The organism is Streptomyces canus, from assembly GCF_001514145.1.
Classification (GTDB): domain Bacteria; phylum Actinomycetota; class Actinomycetes; order Streptomycetales; family Streptomycetaceae; genus Streptomyces; species Streptomyces canus.
On the sequence record NZ_KQ948671.1, the window covers coordinates 97915 to 114551 of the forward strand.

Sequence of the window (16637 nt, forward strand, 5' to 3'; positions counted from 1 at the left end):
CGACGTGCTGCGTCTTTTTGTTATCGCCTCCCCACCCTCGCGTCTCCTGAGCGTCCCCAGCCACCGGCACGCGAGGAATGACGTTCGTGACTTCACAGATCAGCCGTCGCAGCATGCTCAAGGCGGCGGGAGCCGCGGGTGTCGCGGTGACCGCCGCGACAGCCGTGCCCGCCACCGCCGCCGACTCCGCCTTCGCGCACCCGGGTCTGCTGCACACGCAGGCCGACCTCGCCCGTATGGCCGCGAAGGTGAAGTCGGGCGCCGCGCCCTACACGGCCGGTTTCGCCAAGCTGACCGCCAACCGCCATGCGCAGAGCGGCTGGGCGCCCAACCCGCAGGCGACGGTGTACCGGGGCGCGGGCAGCCCGCAGAACTACGCGACGCTCTACAACGACATCCACGCCGCGTACCAGAACGGCCTGCGCCACCACGTCAGCGGCGACAGCGTGTACGCCGACACGGCCGTGGCGATCCTCAACGCCTGGTCGGCGAAGCTGACTTCCCTCGAAGGCAGCGCGGACCGATTCCTCGCCGCCGGGCTGTACGGCTACCAGTTCGCCAACGCCGCCGAACTCGTCCGGGATCACCCGGACTTCGACCTCTCCCGCTTCCAGGAGATGCTCACCAAGGTCTTCGCCCCGCTCAGCGACGACTTCCTGGTCCGGCACAACGGTGCCGTCGTCACCAACTACTGGACGAACTGGGATCTGTGCGCCATGGCCTGCGTCCTGGCCACCGGCATCTTCTGCGACGACGCCTCCCAAGTCGCCCGTGCCGTCGACTACTTCAAGCACGGCGAGGGCCTCGGTTCCGTCAGGAACGCCATCCCTGTCGTGTACGACGACGGCCTCGCCGAGTGGCTGGAGGCGGGCCGGGACCAGGGGCACGCGCTTCTCGGCGTCGGCCTGATGGGCACGTTCTGCGAGATGGCGTGGAACCAGGGGTACGACCTGTACGGCTACGACGACAGCCGGTTCCTCAAGGGCGCCCAGTATGTGGCGAAGTGGGGCATGGGAGGGGAGGTCTCCTACACCGCGAACACCCGTGCGAAGGGGGCGATCGGAGGGTGGTCGGGGCGGGAGACGGCGTCCGCGGCGGCCGGTGTCGACCCCGCGATGACCCGGCCCATCTGGGCGATGATCGCCAACCACTACACCAAGCGGCGGGGGCTTTCGGCGTCGTACGTCACACGGATCGCGGCGAGGTCCGCGCCGGAGGGTGGGGGCGGGGACTACGGCCCCAACAGCGGGGGTTACGACCAATTGGGCTTCGGCACGCTGGCGTTCACGCGGGACCGGGTTTCGGATACGGGGGCCTCTCCTGTTCCGGCGGCCGGCGCGAGCGCTTCTCCGGACTCCGGCACGCTGCCCCAGACGGGGGGTACGGCGTCCCCGGCCGCCGGGCAGGACCTTGCGGCCACCGGTTCCGACGACATCGCCGGGTGGTCTGCGGCCGCGGGGATCACTGCGGTGGCGGGGGGACTGCTTTTGCTGCGGCGGCGGGATCGGGTGCGGCGTGGGGGCGCGGAGTAGGGGGTACGGGATCGGGTGCCTACTGAGGTGCCTCGCCAGGTCCTGGGGCGGCTGCGGGTCCGTCGTGGCTGGTCGCGCAGTTCCCCGCGCCCCTGGGGAGTTGCAGTCACCGGCGCCACGACGGACCGATCGTCACCTCGCGCTCCACGATGGACCTCTCGCCGCACCCGCGCCCCGGCGAGCCGGCACCCGCACCCCACGCCCCGACGGACCGATCCCTCCCTCACGCGCCACAACGGACCGTTCGCCGCACCGCACACCCCGACGGGCCGGTAGCCGCGTACGGCGGCAAGGGGGCGGGGTGGGGGGTGTCCGCCCGCAGCGGCCGGCGTCCGACACCGAGCCCATCTCAAGCACCAGCAACCGCCGGACCGAGGACGGACACCCCCCACCCCGGCCCCGACCCACCCACCACACCGCACGCGCTACACCAGCCCCCACCGAAGCCGGAACAGGCCGCCGCAGGCACTCAGGGGCGCGGGGAACTGCGCACCACGCCCGCCCCCACCGAACCCGCACCCGCTCAACCGCCGGAGGCAAGGGCACGCTCACGCCGACGCCGTCAGCGGCTTCGCGATGTCCTCCAGCGACCGCCGCTCCGCCCGCACCGCGAGGAACGCCGCCACCAGACCCGCCGCGCACATCAGCCCCGCGCCGATCTGGAAGGCAAGCACCGTGTCGCCGACCTTGCCCGTGCTCGTCAGGTCGGCGAACAGCAGCGGTCCGCTGATGCCGCCCGCCGCCGTGCCCAGCGCGTAGAAGAACGCGATCGACATCGCCCGCGTCTCCATCGGGAACACTTCGGACACCGTGAGGTAGGCACTCGACGCCCCCGCCGAAGCGAAGAACAGCACCGCACACCAGCACGCCGTCAACGTGCCCGCGCTCAACGACCCCTGGTCGAACAACCACGCCGTCCCGAACAGCAGCAGCCCCGACAGCAGATACGTCGACGAGATCATCACCCGCCGCCCCACCGTGTCGAACAGCTTCCCCAGCAACAGCGGCCCGAAGAAGTTACCGATCGCGATGACCGCGAAGTAGTACCCGGTGTCCCCCGTCGGCACGTCGAAGAACGTCGTGAGGATCGCCCCGAACCCGAACGTGATCGCGTTGTAGAGGAAGGCCTGGCCGATGAAGAGTGAGAACCCCAGCACGGACCGGCGCCGGTAGTCCGAGAACACCGTCCGCGCGATCTCCAGGAACGTCACACTCCGCCGCTGATGGATCGTGATCTCACCCTCGGGCCGCGGCAACGACTCGCCGCCCCGCTCCGCTTCCACCCGCTGCTCGATCGACGAGACGATCCTCTCCGCCTCCTCGTCCCGCCCATGGATCAGCAACCACCGCGGACTCTCCGGCACATGCCGCCGTACGAGAAGGATCACGAACGCCAGCACCGCCCCCAGCGCGAACGTCAGCCGCCACCCCACGTCCTTCGCGAAGATGTCCGTGTTCAGCGCGACGATCGACAGCAGCGAGCCACCCACCGCTCCCAGCCAGAAACTCCCGTTGATCATCAGGTCGACCCGGCCCCGGTACTGCGCCGGAATCAGCTCGTCGATCGCGGAGTTGATCGCCGCGTACTCCCCGCCGATCCCGAACCCGGTCAGAAAGCGGAACAGGAAGAACCACCACGACTCGAAGGCGACCGACGTGAGCGCCGTGGCGGCGAGATACACCGCCAGCGTGATCATGAACAGCTTCTTGCGGCCCCACTTGTCCGTCAGCCGCCCCCAGAACAGCGCCCCCAGGCACGCCCCGGCCACATACAGCGCCGCCGCGATCCCGGTGACCTGCCCGGAGGAGATGGACAGTCCGCTCCCCGGTTCCGAGAGCCGGCTCGCGATGTTGCCGACGACCGTGACCTCCAGGCCGTCGAGGATCCACACGGTGCCGAGTCCGATGACGATCGTCCAGTGCCAGCGCGACCAGGGAAGCCGGTCGAGTCTGGCGGGGATGTTCGTCGTCACGGTACGGCCGGTATCGGCCTGGGCTGTGGTCACGGAAGGGCCCCCTCCCCGTCGGGCGATCGTCGAGCGAACGCCACCCGGGTGCCCTCGACCAGGCCGCCTACGCCCCCAGTGCCCGCGACACCGTATAGATCAACAACCCGGCGAGCGACCCGACCACCGTGCCGTTGATCCGGATGAACTGAAGGTCACGGCCGATGTGCGCCTCGATCTTCCGCGTCGTGTGCTCGGCATCCCAGCCGGCCACCGTGTCCGTGATCAGGGAGGTGATCTCCCGCCGGTAGGTGGTGACCACGTACACCGCGGCCCCCTCCACCCACCCGTCGACCTTCGACTGCACCTTCGGGTCGACGGCCATCCGCGCCCCCAGCGACAGCAGCGACGCCCGCACCCGCAGCCTCAGCTCACTGCGCTCGTCCTCGGCGGCGGAGACGATCATCGACCGTACGGCGGTCCAGGCGGACGCGATCAGGTCCTGGACCTCGCCGCGCCCCAGCACCTCGCCCTTGAGCCGCTCGACACGCGCGCGCGTGTCCGTGTCGGACTGGAGGTCGGAGGCGAAGTCCGTCAGGAACCGGTCCAGCGCGCCGCGCGCCGGATGGGACGGCATGTCCCGCATCTCGGTCACGAAGCGCAGCAGCTCCTTGTAGACCCGCTCGCCGACCTTCTTGTCGACGAAACGCGGGGTCCAGCCGGGCGCGCCCCCCTGCACCGCGTCCATGACCTGCTCGTCATGGAGCACGAGCCAGTCGTGGGCCCGGGCCACCACCAGGTCGACGACCCGCCGGTGCCCGCCGTCGGCGACGACCTTGTCCAGCATCTTCCCGATGCCGGGCGCGATCTCCTGGGCGTCGGCCCGCCGGGTGATCGCCTCCCCGACCACGGCCTGGACGTCGGAGTCCCGCAGGACGGTCAACGCGCCCCTGAGCGCGGCCGACAGCTCCGCGGTGACCCGGTCGGCGTGCTCGGGCTCGGCCAGCCACGCCCCGAGCCGGCTGCCGATCCCCACGGCACGCAGCCGCTGTCGTACGACGGCCTCGGAGAGGAAGTTCTCGCCGACGAACTCGCCCAGCGACACCCCCAGCTGGTCCTTCTTGGTGGGGATGATCGCGGTGTGCGGGATGGGCAGGCCGAGCGGGTGGCGGAAGAGGGCGGTGACGGCGAACCAGTCGGCGAGCGCGCCCACCATGCCGGCCTCGGCGGCCGCGGCGACATAGCCGGCCCAGGGACCGGCCCCGGAGTTGTGCGCCCACTTGGCCAGCACGTACACCACCGCCACGAGGAGCAGCAGTCCGGTGGCGGTGAGCTTCATGCGCCGCACCCCGCGCTGTTTCTCCAGGTCCGCCTCGCTGAAGGTGTTCATCGCACGTACGGCCGAAGCGGGGACGGCACGGTTCACGGCCCCGTCCGGCCGGGCATGCTGCTCCACGTCAGATGGTCCCGTTTCCTGAGGTTTCGTGCGTTCCATCCGCTCCACCCGTTCGGTGATCCCTCACACATTGTCCCTTCCTGAGCGACTCCCGGAACGGAACAAGAGTTCCCGGCGTCATTCCGGACGAGCGAACCGCAGGGGGTCTCGTCCCTTGCTCTCAGGTTCATGCCTCATCATGAGGTGATCAGATCGGAGCCTCGGGCTCCCATCGCCCTAGGAGAACAGCACCACATGACTCGGCGTCATGGTTACGCCCTGCTTGCCGCGATCATCGCCGTGATCGTGGCCATGTCCACCGCCATCTACATCGGAGTGGCGGCCGACACCGGTACCAGGGACCGCACCGCACTGTCCGGCTCCCGGCCCGCACGCCCCTCCGCCGCACCCGCCTCCACCGGGGTCTGGGTCGGCACCTGGTCCGCCTCCCCGGTCGGCGCCGAGCCCGGCACCCAGGCCGAGGGCATGACCGGCCGCTCCGTCCGCAACGTCGTGCACGCCGCCGTCGGCGGTACGAGTGCCCGCGTCACGCTGTCCAATCTCTACGGCCGGACCGCGCTGACCATCACCCACGCCTCGATCGCCCTCGCCGCCGGCACGGAGACCGCCGCCGCGCGCGCGGGAACCCTGCGGCCGCTCACGTTCGCCGGCAACACCACGGTCGTCATCGCCGCGGGCGGGCAGGTGCTCAGCGACGCCGCCGCCCTGGCCCTCCCGGCGGGCAGCGACGTCCTCGTCACCACCTACTCCCCCAGCCTGTCCGGGCCGGTCACCTACCACCCGACGGCACGGCAGACGTCGTACGCCGGCGAGGGCGACCTCACCGAGGACGAGACCGGGACGCCGTACACCGAGCAGGTCGACCACTGGCGGTATCTCACCGCGCTGGACGTGCTCAGCGGCGAGGCCGACGGCACGGTGGTCGCCTTCGGCGACTCGCTGACCGACGGCAAGAACTCCACCGCCAACGCCAACGCCCGCTGGCCGGACTACCTGAACCGGCGCCTGCGCACCGCGCTCGTGGCCGGGCAGGATCTGCCCCGCTACAGCGTCGTCAACGCGGGGATCGGCGGCAACCGGGTCCTCTCGGACGCCCGTGGCCGTCCCCTGGAGAACCAGGCGGGCATCCGCCGCTTCCGACGGGACGTGCTCGACCGCCCCAACGTCAAGATCGTGGTCATCGACCTCGGCATCAACGACCTCCTCCGCACGCCGGGCACCGCCGACCCGCAGAAGATCCTCACCGGCCTGCGCGACCTGGTCCGCCAGGCGCACGCGCGCGGCATCAAGGTCGTCGGCGCGACCCTCATGCCCGTCGGCAAGCGCACCACCTGGACCGAGGCCCGCGAGGACGTCCGCCAGACCATCAACGCGCAGATCCGCTCGGGCAAGGTCTACGACGCGGTGATCGACTTCGACAAGGCGCTGAGGGATCCCTACGACCCCCGTGCGCTCCGCGCGATGTACGACTCCGGGGACCGGCTCCACCCCAACGACAAGGGGTACGAGCGGATGGCGGACACCTTCGATCTGGAGTACCTGAAGGGGTCGACGGCGGCACGGCTGTAGCCGCGGGTCGGTGGGGGCCGGTCGCTGCCCACCGGCCCCTCAGTCCTCACCCCGTCGGCGCCGGTCGCGCATCCTGTCGTGGTGTCCGCCGATCATCCGCCGATGCGCGTCGCGGACGTCGTCCCGGACCGACTCCCTCAGCTCCCGGACCGCCTCCCGGCGATCGAGCCGCTGCTGCCGCCGCTCCTCACGGAGCCGCTGCCGCTCGGCCCTCGTCACCTTCCGCTCGACCCCGACCCCGCCCCAGAACGCGAACCCGGTCACGACCACCCGAGGCGCGCCCGGCTCCCCCGGGACACCCTGCTCACGGTGGTCGAACCCGCCCATGATCCCGATCCCCCGCACCACGACCTCGACCCCCGGCGGCACGATCACCTGCACCCCGCCCATGATCGCGACACAGTTGATCTCGACCTCGCCGTCGGCGAAGTTCGCCTCCCGCAGATCGAGTTCACCACCGCCCCAGAAGGCGAAGCAGTTGAACCGCCGGGGCACGGTCCACCGCCCCTTGCGCTGGAACCCGGACATCACGGCGACGGCCCACGTGGACGAGCCCTCACCGCCGACGATCCGGGACGCCCAACTCCCGTCGGGCTCGGGCCGCTTCAGCATGTCGACCTTGGGAGCGGCCACCTGACCGACCGGAAGATCCCGGGTGATCGGCGCGAGCTCGCCGTACGTCCTCGCCTTGTACGTCGCGTCCAGCCGTTCCTCGAACTCCTCCATGTCGAGCCGCCCCTCCGCGAGGGCCTCCCGCAGGACCTCGGAGACTCGCTCACGATCGGCGTCGGAGGCACGCAGCTCCGGGAGTTCGTCCGTCATGGGGCCAGCCTACGAGCAACCCCTCCCCACGGCTACGACACCGCTTTCTCCGCTTCTCCCGCGTACATCTTCGCGATCACCGCCTCGATGTCCGGCTCCCGCACCGACAGATCCACCAGCGGGTACTCCGCCGCGACCCGCGCCACCAGCGGCGCCGCCGACTCGGACGCCGGGAACGCCAGCCACTGCCGCGGCCCTTCCACCTTCACCACGCGCGCGGGCGCCGCCTCGATCGGCGGCAACTCCCGCTCCAGGTCCACCACGAGGGTCCGCTCGCTCTCGCCCACCTCATGGAGGCCGGTGAGGGGACCGTCGTACATCAGGCGCCCGTGGTCGATGACCATCACGCGCGAGCAGAGCTGCTCGATGTCCTGGAGGTCATGCGTGGTCAGCAGGACCGTCGTGCCGCGCTCGGTGTTCAACTCCCGAAGGAATCCCCGCACCTTGGCCTTGGAGATGACGTCCAGTCCGATGGTCGGCTCGTCCAGGTACAGCACCTCGGGGTCGTGCAGCAGAGCCGCCGCGATGTCGCCCCGCATCCGCTGCCCCAGCGACAGCTGTCGTACCGGGACGTCCAACAGGTCGGCCAGTTCGAGGAGTTCGACGCAGCGGTCGAGGTTCTCGCGGTAACGGGCGTCCGGGATGCGGTACATGCGGTGCATCAGCTTGTACGAGTCGATCAGCGGGAGGTCCCACCACAAGGTCGTGCGCTGACCGAAGACCACGCCGATGCGGTGGGCGAGCTTCGTCCTCTCCCGGGACGGGTCGATCCCCGCCACCCGCAGCCGACCACCGCTCGGCGTCAGGATGCCCGTCAGCATCTTGATCGTCGTCGACTTGCCGGCGCCGTTCGGGCCGATGTACCCGACCATCTCGCCGCGCGCCACGGTGAAGGAGATCGAGTCGACCGCCCGCACCTGGCGCCGCTCCCGCCTGAGGAAACCCGTCTTCTTGCGCACGTCGAAGACCTTCTCGACGCGGTCGAGTTCGATGAAGGCATCCACCGCCACGTCCACCACCTGGTCCACCCCTAACTCCCCGTACTCCGATACGAACCGAGGCCCGCCCGCCACGCGAGCCCGCCCAGCGCACCGCACGCCACCGCCACCAGCGGCGGTGCGAAGGCCGCCCACTGCGGCAGATCCAGCGGGTACGGCCGGTCCAGGACATAAGAGGCCGGCACCCAGTTGACGAAGGCGAGGGGCAGCATGAACGTCACCCCGCGCACGAAGTCCTTCCCGAACACCGTCGGCGGGTACTGAAGCAGCGTCGTACCGCCGTACGTGAACGCGTTCTGCACCTCGGAGGCGTCCTGCGCGAAGATCTGGAAGGCCGCGCCCGCCACGAACACCGCGCAGAAGATCGCCGCACCGCTGACCACCATCACCGGCACCAGCAGCACCTTCGCCGCACTCCAGTCGACGTCGACCGAAGCCAGCGCCCAGACCAGCACCACCGTGCCCTGGGTGATCCGGCCCAGCCGGCGCACCGCGAAACGGTCCGCGCCGATCTGGGCGAGCACCGGTGCCGGCCGCACCAGCAGGATGTCGAAGGAGCCGTCACGGATCCGGGCGCCCAGCACATCCATCGAGCCGAGCACCAGGTCGGCGATCCCGAAAGAGGTGACCGAGAGGCCGTAGAGGAAGGCGATCTCCGGCAGGCCCCAGCCGCCCAGCGAGTCGACCTGCGAGAACATCAGCAGAATCCCGACGAAGTCCAGGCCGGTCATCAGCAGATTGCCGAACATGGTGACGACGAAGGAGGTGCGGTAGGTCATGGAGGAGCGCACCCACATGCCCGCGATCAACCAGTAGGCCCGCACACCCTCACCCAGACGGGACATCTCAGCCACCCTGCACCACCACCCGCCGCGTCGCCGCCGACTGCAGCAGCCGCCCCGCCGCCAGCAGCACCACCGCCCACGTCGCCTGAAAGGCGTACGCACCGAGCGGATCGGCCTCCCCCATCAGCACGTCCGCCGGCATCTGGAGCTGCGCCGCCCACGGCAGCGCCCGCACGATGTCACCCAGCACCCCCGGGAAGGCGTTCAGCGGGAACACGATGCCCGAGCAGAAGACGCCCGTGATCATCACGGCCTGCATGATGCCCATGCCGTCCATCAGCCAGAACACGCTCAGGGCCGCCAGATAGCGGATCCCGAAGCTGACGACCATCGCGAGCAGCAGCGCCACGAACAGGGCCGCCCACGAGGTGACGTCCGTGGGCAGCGCCATCGGGAAGAACAGCGCGCCGAACACGAAGGGGATCACGCCGCGTCCCAGCAGCTGGAACAGCGAGCGGCCCAAGTCGCTGGCCAGCCACCACAGTTGGAGGTCAGCCGGCCGGTACAGATCGACCGCGATCTCACCCGTGCGGATCCGCTCGATCACGTCCTTCTCGGCCCCGCCGCCCTGGATGGCCAGCGTCGAGTAGAGGCACTGCCCCAGCCATACGTAGGTGACCGCCTGCGCCTGATCGTAGCCCCCGAGATGGGGCTTCTCGTCCCACAGCGCGAGATAGGTGTAGACGAGGATCACACCGAAGACGGTGTTGGTGAACACCCCTGCGAGCGTGGCCGCGCGATATGTCGCGTACCGTCTGAATCCGCCCGCAGCGACGGCCGCGTACAACCGCCAGGAACCCACATCCACAGCCCTCCTCGGCCCGCCGGCACCAAAGCGCAGGAGCCTAGTGCGCAGGTGACGGGGCGGGCCACTCATTTTCCGGGCGAGACGCGCGCCATATCCGGGAACGGAACGCAGGGTGCGAGAGTCTTCAAGAGGGGACGCAGAAGGCGTACGAGGGCGTACGGGAACGTACGAGGCGAAACAGGAGTCCGTGCACGAGATGAGCGACCAGCCGCAGCAGCCGACCGAGGGCTGGGCACCGACAGACCCACAAGCGGCTGAACAGCCCGGTGGGAAGAAGAAGGCCAAGCGGCCCCGGCGTACGGGCTGGCGACGGCTGATCCCGACATGGCGCATGGTGCTGAGCACCTTCGTCCTCGGGCTGATCGTCCTGGCCGGCCTGTTCTTCCTCGGCTACTCCATGGTCAAGATCCCGCCGGCCAACGCGCTCGCCACCAAGCAGTCCAACGTCTACCTCTACGCCGACGGCAGCCAGCTCGCCCGCGACGGCGAGGTCAACCGCGAGAACGTCTCCCTCGCACAGATCTCCAAGGACGCCCAGCACGCCGTACTGGCCGCCGAGGACCGCGACTTCTACAGCGAGTCCGCGATCGACCCCAAGGCCATGCTCCGCGCCGGCTGGAACACCGCCACCGGCAAGGGCAAGCAGTCCGGCTCCACGATCACCCAGCAGTACGTGAAGAACTACTACCTGGCCCAGGAGCAGACCGTCACCCGCAAGGCCAGGGAGTTCTTCATCTCGATCAAGCTGGACCGCACCCAGTCCAAGGACCAGATCCTCGAGGGCTACCTCAACACCAGCTACTTCGGCCGCAACGCCTACGGCATCCAGTCCGCCGCCCAGGCCTACTACGGCATCGACGCCGTCGACCTCGACCCGGCCCACGCCGCCTACCTTGCCGCACTGGTCAACGCGCCGAGCGAGTACGACGTCGTCGCACACCCCGAGAACAAGGCGGCGGCCGAGGCCCGCTGGAACTACGTCCTGGACGGCATGGTCAAGAAGGGCTGGCTGGCCCAGTCCGCGCGCACCGGCCTGAAGTTCCCGATGCCCAAGGAGCAGACCGTCTCCACCGGCCTGTCCGGGCAGCGCGGCTACATCGTGCAGGCGATCAAGGACTACCTCACCACCAACAAGATCGTCACCGCGGAGCAGCTGGAGGCCGGCGGCTACCGCATCACCACCACCCTGGACAAGAGCAAGCAGGACGCCTTCGTGAAGGCCGTCAACGACCAGGTGATGAAGAAACTCGACAAGAAGAACAACAAGGTCGACAACTACGTCCGCGCGGGCGGCGCCTCCGTCGACCCGAAGACCGGCAAGGTCGTCGCGATGTACGGCGGCGTCGACTACGTCAAGCAGTACACGAACGGCGCGACCCGCGGCGACTTCCAGGTCGGCTCCATCTTCAAGCCCATCGTGTTCGCCGCGGCCGTCCAGAACGACTCCGAGACGCAGGACGGCCAGTCCATCACCCCCAACACCTACTACGACGGCACCAACAAACGCCCGGTCGTGGGATGGAACGGCGGCACCTACGCCCCCGAGAACGAGGACCAGGGCTCCTACGGCGAGATCACCGTCCGCGAGGCCACCGACAAGTCCGTCAACTCGGTGTACGCGCAGATGGCCGTCGACGTCGGCTCCGACAAGGTCAAGCAAACCGCGATCGACCTGGGCATCCCCTCCGACACCCCGGACCTGACGGCCTCCCCGTCCATCGCGCTCGGCGTGAACACCGCGAGCGTCCTCGACATGGCGGAGGCCTACGCCACCCTCGCCAACCACGGCCGGCACGGCACGTACACGATGATCAACAAGATCACCAAGGACGGCGCGGACACCGTCGAGCTGCCCAAGCAGCGCAGCAGCCAGGCCGTCAGCCGCCAGGCCGCCGACACCACCACCTCGATCCTGCAGAGCGTCGTCGAGAACGGCACCGCCACCGCCGCCCAGGCCGCCGACCGTCCCGCCGCCGGCAAGACCGGCACCGCCGAGGAGGACACCGCGGCCTGGTTCGCCGGCTATACCCCCGAACTCGCCACGGTCGTCTCCGTCATGGGCCAGGACCCGGTGACCGCCGCCCACAAGTCGCTGTACGGCGCGATGGGTCTGCAGCGCGTCAACGGCGGTGGGCCGCCCGCCGAGATCTGGGCGCAGTACACCAAGGCCGCCCTGAAGGGGAAGCAGGCCACCGACTTCGACCTCGAGCTCCAGCCGGGCGCCGAGATCCAGGCCCCGAGCAGCCAGGCCCCCGTCGACCCGACCACGGGCGGCCAGGACGACGGCGGCACCACCGGCGACACCACCGGCGGCGAGGAGACCCCGGGCCAGACCCAGGGCCAGACCCAGGGCCAGGACAACGGCGGCACGACCACGACCGGCGGCGACACCACGACGGGCGGCACCACCGGCGACACGACCACCGGTGGCGGTACGACCGACGGCGGCACGACGACCGGCGGGACCACGGGGGGCACCACGAACGGCGGCACCACGACCGACGGCGGCACGACGGGTGACACGACCGGGGGAACCACCGGAGACACACCGAGCGGCGGGGCGACGACGGAGGGCGCGGGCCTGGTCAGCACGTACAGATGGGACTGACCGTCCCGCGACACGGCGAAAGGGGCCGGTGACGTCGGTCACCGGCCCCTTTCGGACCGCTGTCTACAGGTACAGGCCCGTCGAGTCCTCGGAACCCTCGAACCGGTCGGCCGCCACGGCGTGCAGGTCACGCTCACGCATGAGGACGTAACCGGTCCCGCGCACCTCGACCTCGGCCCGGTCCTCGGGGTCGTACAGCACCCGGTCACCGGGCTCCACGGTCCGTACGTTCTGCCCCACGGCGACCACCTCGGCCCAGGCCAGCCGGCGTCCGACGGCCGCGGTGGCGGGAATGAGGATGCCGCCGCCCGACCGCCGCTCGCCCTCACCGTTCTCCTGCCGCACGAGTACGCGGTCGTGCAGCATCCGGATGGGCAGCTTGTCCTGCGGGGTGTCGTTTCTCTTCGCGCTCACGCCACTGAACCTACCTGTCTTCGGCGCCCGTGTACGCGGCCGGGTCAGCCCTTGCGGCGCCGGGTTCCCAGGGCGAGCAGCCCCACGAGTCCCACGGCGACGAGGGCGACGGGCACGACGCGCTCCAGCCGGGGCGCGCCCTCCTCGTCCACGAACTGGGCCTTCACGTCCGTGACGGCCTTGTTGACCGAGACGTACGCCCGCCCGAGCGTGTGGTCGATGTTGGAGACGACTTTGGCCTTGGCGTCGCCGACGATCGTCTTCGGGTGCACCCGCACCCCGATCTCGTCGAGCGTCTCGGCCAGCAACTCGCGGCGGCGCTTGATGTCCGCCTCGATCTGCGCCGGGGTTCTGATGTCCGACGTGTCCGCCACGGTGGGGCCTCCGGGGTCGCTGCTACGTGTCCTGGACAGTCTGTCAGTTCCGACCGCGACCGCACTGTCAGGACCCCCGGTTACGCTGACCCAATGAGCGAGCGACTCCAGCCCGGGGACGTGGCCCCCGCCTTCACCCTGCCCGACGCCGATGGCAACGACGTGTCCCTCTCCGCCCACAAGGGCCGCAAGGTCATCGTCTACTTCTACCCGGCCGCCCTGACCCCGGGCTGCACGAAGCAGGCCTGCGACTTCACCGACAACCTGGAGGTGCTGGCCGGCGCCGGGTACGACGTCCTCGGCATCTCCCCGGACGCCCCGGAGAAGCTGGCGAAGTTCCGCGAGAAGGAATCCCTGAAGGTCACGCTGCTGGCCGACCCGGAGAAGGCCGTGACCGAGGCCTACGGGGCGTACGGCGAGAAGAAGAACTACGGCAAGACCTACGTGGGCGTCATCCGCTCCACGATCATCGTGGACGAGGAGGGCAAGGTCGAACGGGCCCTGTACAACGTCCGGGCTACGGGCCACGTGGCGAAGATCATCAAGGACCTGGGTATCTGAGCCTCCACGTCCCCCTGCCGAGCGGCTCGCACCGGAATGCCGGGTGCAGGCCGCTTTACGTTTCGGGCGTGACTGTCCGATAAGCGGTTCGTTACTCCGTACGAGGTCGCGAACATGCGGTCGGGAATGGAGGGGGTTCGGTGGGGGCCAGTGCGTACACCAGGGAGCGGCTGGAGGAGGCGGCTCGGGGAGCTCGGACGTTGTCCGAGGCGTTGCAGAGGTTGGGGGTGGATCCGCGGAGTTCGACCCGGCGGTACGTCGTCGAGCGGATGAAGAAACTGGGCGTGGACATCTCGCACTTCGAGCGGGAGGGGGTGAAGTGGACGCGGGAGATCCTCCAGGAAGCCGTCTCGGCGTCGACGAACATGTGCGAGGTGCTGCGCCGGCTAGGACTCGAGGTGGTGGGCGGGCACCACACACACATCAGCCGGCGGATCAAGGCGTACGGCATCGACGTCTCGCATTTCCGGGCGCCTTCACAGCGGGGCAAGACCTGGCGGCCCCGAACGCCGGAGAACCTGCTCGTCGAGCAGCCGCACGGGCAGGCTCGACGCATCCCCAGTGATCGCCTCCGGTGGGCGATGAAGGAGACAGGTGTACGGGAGCGCTGCGCCCTGTGCGGCACGGAAGCGGTCTGGCGAGGACGTCCACTCCCTCTGGAAGTCGACCACATCAATGGCAACTGGCGCGACAACCGCATCGAGAACCTGCGGTTCCTGTGTCCCAACTGCCACTCGACGACGGACCGTTACCGAGGCCGGGGCAAGGCCAGGACCTCATGAGCAACGGCGTACGGTACACACAGGAACAACTGGCGGAGGCCGCCGCGCGGTGTTCGGACATCGATGAGGTCATCGCCTTCTTCGGCACCCGCCCATACGGTCGACTACGCAGCCATCTCTTCCGGCGCTTCGACCACTTCGGGATCGACGTCTCTCACATGCCCCGTCAGCGGCGAGCGAGGGAAGCGCCCGACAGACCGGCCGCGGACGAGCTGCGTCAGGCGGTTGAAGGCGCAACCTCCATCGCGGATACGCTCCGGGCTCTGGGCATGGAGCCCTACAACAGCAGGTCGCGTGCTCAGCTCCGCTGCTGGGTCGCCGAGGACGATCTCGACATGTCCCACTTCCTTGGGCAGGCACATCAACGCGGCGGGCCGGGCACCACACCGCTGAGGCACGCTGAAGACATCCTGGTCCAACGTGACGGCATCCGTCGGACCAGAACCCACCTGCTCCGCCGGGCGCTCTTGGAAGTGGGGGTGCCCGAGGAGTGCGCCGAGTGCGGTACAGGCCCCGAATGGCTCGGCAAGCCCATGACCCTGGAGGTCGATCACATCAACGGGGACTGGAGCGACAACCGGCGAGAGAACCTGCGCTTGTTGTGCCCCAACTGCCACGCGGTCACCAGCACCTGGTGCCGAGGCGGGAATAGACGAGCAGCTCATCCCCGGTAGCATGGGCGGGCAGGCGGCCGTTGCTGAATGGTATAAGCAGAGGTTTTAGGTGCCTCGGGGCGTTTGCCCATGTGGGTTCGAATCCCATCGGCCGCACACTGTGAGGGGCCGTCCGTCCAGGATGGCCCCTCCGTTCGTACTGGTCAGCCCAACAACTCCCGCACCACCGGCACCAGCGCCCTGAACGCCTTCCCCCGGTGGCTGATCGCGTTCTTCTCCTCTGCCGTCAGCTCGGCGCAGGTCCGGGTCTCGCCCTCCGGCTGGAGGATCGGGTCGTAGCCGAAGCCGTTCGTGCCGACAGGGGTGTGGCGGAGGACGCCCCGCAACTGGCCCTCGACCACCCTCTCCGTGCCGTCCGGCAGGGCGAGGGCCGCCGCGCAGGCGAAGTGGGCGCCGCGGTGTTCGTCGGCGATGTCCGACAGTTGGGCCAACAGCAGCGTCAGATTGGCCTTGTCGTCTCCGTGCGTGCCCGACCAGCGGGCGGAGAAGATTCCCGGGGCGCCGTTCAGGACGTCCACGCACAGGCCGGAGTCGTCGGCGATGGCCGGCAAGCCCGTTGCCTGCGCGAGGGCGTGGGCCTTCAGGAGTGCGTTTTCCGCGAAGGTGATGCCGGTTTCCTTGACGTCGGGGATCTCGGGGTACGCGTCCGCGCCGACGAGGTCGAAGGGCAGACCTGCGTCGGCGAGGATCGCGTGGAGTTCGGTGATTTTGCCGGCGTTGCGGGTGGCGAGGATCAGGCGCGTCATGCCCACCAGTATTACGGTGTGCAGACCTTCGTCAGTTCGCCGGCCGCGTCGGTGATGGGGCTCAGGTCCGGCGTCTCGTCGCCGTTCTTGACCGCCGTACGGACGTTGGTGACGGCCTCGCTGAGGTTGTCGACCGCCTTGTTGACGTCGGTGTTGTCGGTCTTGTCACCGATCTCGTCGAGGTTCTGGTCGATGGAGGTGAGGGCCTCGTCGATCTGGGTCGGGTCGTTCGACGCGTTCTCCACGGCCTGCTGGAGGTCGGTGACGCTGTCGGCGACCGCCTCGGCGGTCTGGACGCAGTCCAGTGCCTTGCTGACGGCGTCGCAGCCGGTGGTGAGGCCGACCGTGAGTCCTACGGCGGCCACCGCGGCGGCGATGGTGATATGGCGACTACGGCGGCGTCGGCTCGCGGCCATGGATCTGTTCCCTCCTGTGGCAGGCCTCAGGAGGCCCCCGTTGACTGGCCGGGCGCCCGTTGTGCACAGCGGGCGCCCGTACTCCC

16 protein-coding genes and 1 tRNA gene are annotated in these 16637 nt (G+C 69.4%); 7 read left to right on the forward strand and 10 right to left on the reverse strand.

What is annotated here, in order from left to right:
- Positions 1 to 86: 86 nt before the first annotated feature.
- Positions 87 to 1532: an alginate lyase family protein gene (locus AQJ46_RS38805; protein ID WP_404828514.1), complete on the forward strand. Its 1446-nt coding sequence runs from the start codon at positions 87 to 89 to the stop codon at positions 1530 to 1532.
- A gap of 548 nt (positions 1533 to 2080) precedes the next feature.
- On the opposite strand, the gene AQJ46_RS38810 is transcribed toward AQJ46_RS38805, so the two are convergent.
- Together AQJ46_RS38810 and AQJ46_RS38815 are read right to left on the reverse strand one after the other, a co-directional pair.
- Entirely contained in the window at positions 2081 to 3538 is a 1458-nt protein-coding gene (locus tag AQJ46_RS38810; protein ID WP_059210053.1) for an MFS transporter, read from the reverse strand.
- 67 nt (positions 3539 to 3605) lie between these two features.
- Positions 3606 to 4973: a DUF445 domain-containing protein gene (locus tag AQJ46_RS38815; protein WP_057610963.1), complete on the reverse strand. Its 1368-nt coding sequence runs from the start codon at positions 4971 to 4973 to the stop codon at positions 3606 to 3608.
- A 195-nt stretch (positions 4974 to 5168) separates the two neighbouring features.
- On the opposite strand from AQJ46_RS38815, the gene AQJ46_RS38820 reads away from it, so the two are divergent.
- Entirely contained in the window at positions 5169 to 6503 is a 1335-nt protein-coding gene (locus AQJ46_RS38820) for an SGNH/GDSL hydrolase family protein (RefSeq protein ID WP_059210054.1), read from the forward strand.
- 39 nt (positions 6504 to 6542) lie between these two features.
- Here the strand turns inward: AQJ46_RS38820 and AQJ46_RS38825 are convergent, their stop codons facing one another.
- Genes AQJ46_RS38825 through AQJ46_RS38840 form a run of 4 tightly spaced genes read right to left on the reverse strand, consistent with a single transcriptional unit; the run spans position 6543 to position 9970 of the window.
- A complete protein-coding gene (locus AQJ46_RS38825) occupies positions 6543 to 7325 on the reverse strand; it encodes a DUF1707 SHOCT-like domain-containing protein (RefSeq protein ID WP_059210055.1) in 783 nt (260 codons plus the stop codon).
- 32 nt (positions 7326 to 7357) lie between these two features.
- Positions 7358 to 8353 carry an ABC transporter ATP-binding protein gene (locus AQJ46_RS38830; protein WP_225887502.1) on the reverse strand — a complete coding sequence of 332 codons (996 nt, stop codon included), beginning with the start codon at positions 8351 to 8353 and terminating at the stop codon, positions 7358 to 7360.
- Between the two features lie 2 nt (positions 8354 to 8355).
- Complete coding sequence (locus AQJ46_RS38835) at positions 8356 to 9177, reverse strand: ABC transporter permease (RefSeq protein ID WP_057610872.1); 822 nt, start codon at positions 9175 to 9177, stop codon at positions 8356 to 8358.
- Positions 9170 to 9970: an ABC transporter permease gene (locus AQJ46_RS38840; protein ID WP_059210056.1), complete on the reverse strand. Its 801-nt coding sequence runs from the start codon at positions 9968 to 9970 to the stop codon at positions 9170 to 9172. The genes AQJ46_RS38835 and AQJ46_RS38840 overlap by 8 nt, the downstream gene beginning before the upstream one ends.
- A 202-nt stretch (positions 9971 to 10172) precedes the next feature.
- Between AQJ46_RS38840 and AQJ46_RS38845 the strand changes: the two genes are divergently transcribed.
- Positions 10173 to 12584, forward strand: a complete 2412-nt coding sequence (locus AQJ46_RS38845) for a transglycosylase domain-containing protein (protein ID WP_059210057.1) — start codon at positions 10173 to 10175, stop codon at positions 12582 to 12584.
- Positions 12585 to 12647: 63 nt separating this feature from the next.
- Here the strand turns inward: AQJ46_RS38845 and AQJ46_RS38850 are convergent, their stop codons facing one another.
- Entirely contained in the window at positions 12648 to 12950 is a 303-nt protein-coding gene (locus AQJ46_RS38850; protein ID WP_202477632.1) for a GroES family chaperonin, read from the reverse strand.
- A gap of 92 nt (positions 12951 to 13042) precedes the next feature.
- Entirely contained in the window at positions 13043 to 13372 is a 330-nt protein-coding gene (locus AQJ46_RS38855) for a DUF3618 domain-containing protein (RefSeq protein ID WP_057610870.1), read from the reverse strand.
- 93 nt (positions 13373 to 13465) lie between these two features.
- Here AQJ46_RS38855 and bcp point away from each other — a divergent pair, with 93 nt between their 5' ends.
- The 4 genes from bcp (at position 13466) to AQJ46_RS38875 (ending at position 15485) form a co-directional block, all read left to right on the forward strand.
- Positions 13466 to 13933 (forward strand): thioredoxin-dependent thiol peroxidase, encoded by a 468-nt coding sequence (bcp, locus tag AQJ46_RS38860; protein WP_059210058.1) that lies wholly within the window; start codon positions 13466 to 13468, stop codon positions 13931 to 13933.
- Positions 13934 to 14073: 140 nt separating this feature from the next.
- Complete coding sequence (locus AQJ46_RS38865) at positions 14074 to 14715, forward strand: HNH endonuclease signature motif containing protein (RefSeq protein WP_059210059.1); 642 nt, start codon at positions 14074 to 14076, stop codon at positions 14713 to 14715.
- Positions 14712 to 15389: an HNH endonuclease gene (locus AQJ46_RS38870; RefSeq protein WP_059210060.1), complete on the forward strand. Its 678-nt coding sequence runs from the start codon at positions 14712 to 14714 to the stop codon at positions 15387 to 15389. The genes AQJ46_RS38865 and AQJ46_RS38870 overlap by 4 nt, the downstream gene beginning before the upstream one ends.
- Before the next feature lie 13 nt (positions 15390 to 15402).
- Positions 15403 to 15485, forward strand: a tRNA-Leu gene (locus tag AQJ46_RS38875).
- 47 nt (positions 15486 to 15532) lie between these two features.
- Here AQJ46_RS38875 and rdgB read toward each other — a convergent pair.
- Together rdgB and AQJ46_RS38885 are read right to left on the reverse strand one after the other, a co-directional pair.
- Positions 15533 to 16135 carry an RdgB/HAM1 family non-canonical purine NTP pyrophosphatase gene (gene rdgB / locus AQJ46_RS38880; RefSeq protein ID WP_059210061.1) on the reverse strand — a complete coding sequence of 201 codons (603 nt, stop codon included), beginning with the start codon at positions 16133 to 16135 and terminating at the stop codon, positions 15533 to 15535.
- An 11-nt stretch (positions 16136 to 16146) separates the two neighbouring features.
- Complete coding sequence (locus AQJ46_RS38885) at positions 16147 to 16551, reverse strand: hypothetical protein (RefSeq protein ID WP_057610865.1); 405 nt, start codon at positions 16549 to 16551, stop codon at positions 16147 to 16149.
- Positions 16552 to 16637 lie beyond the last annotated feature (86 nt).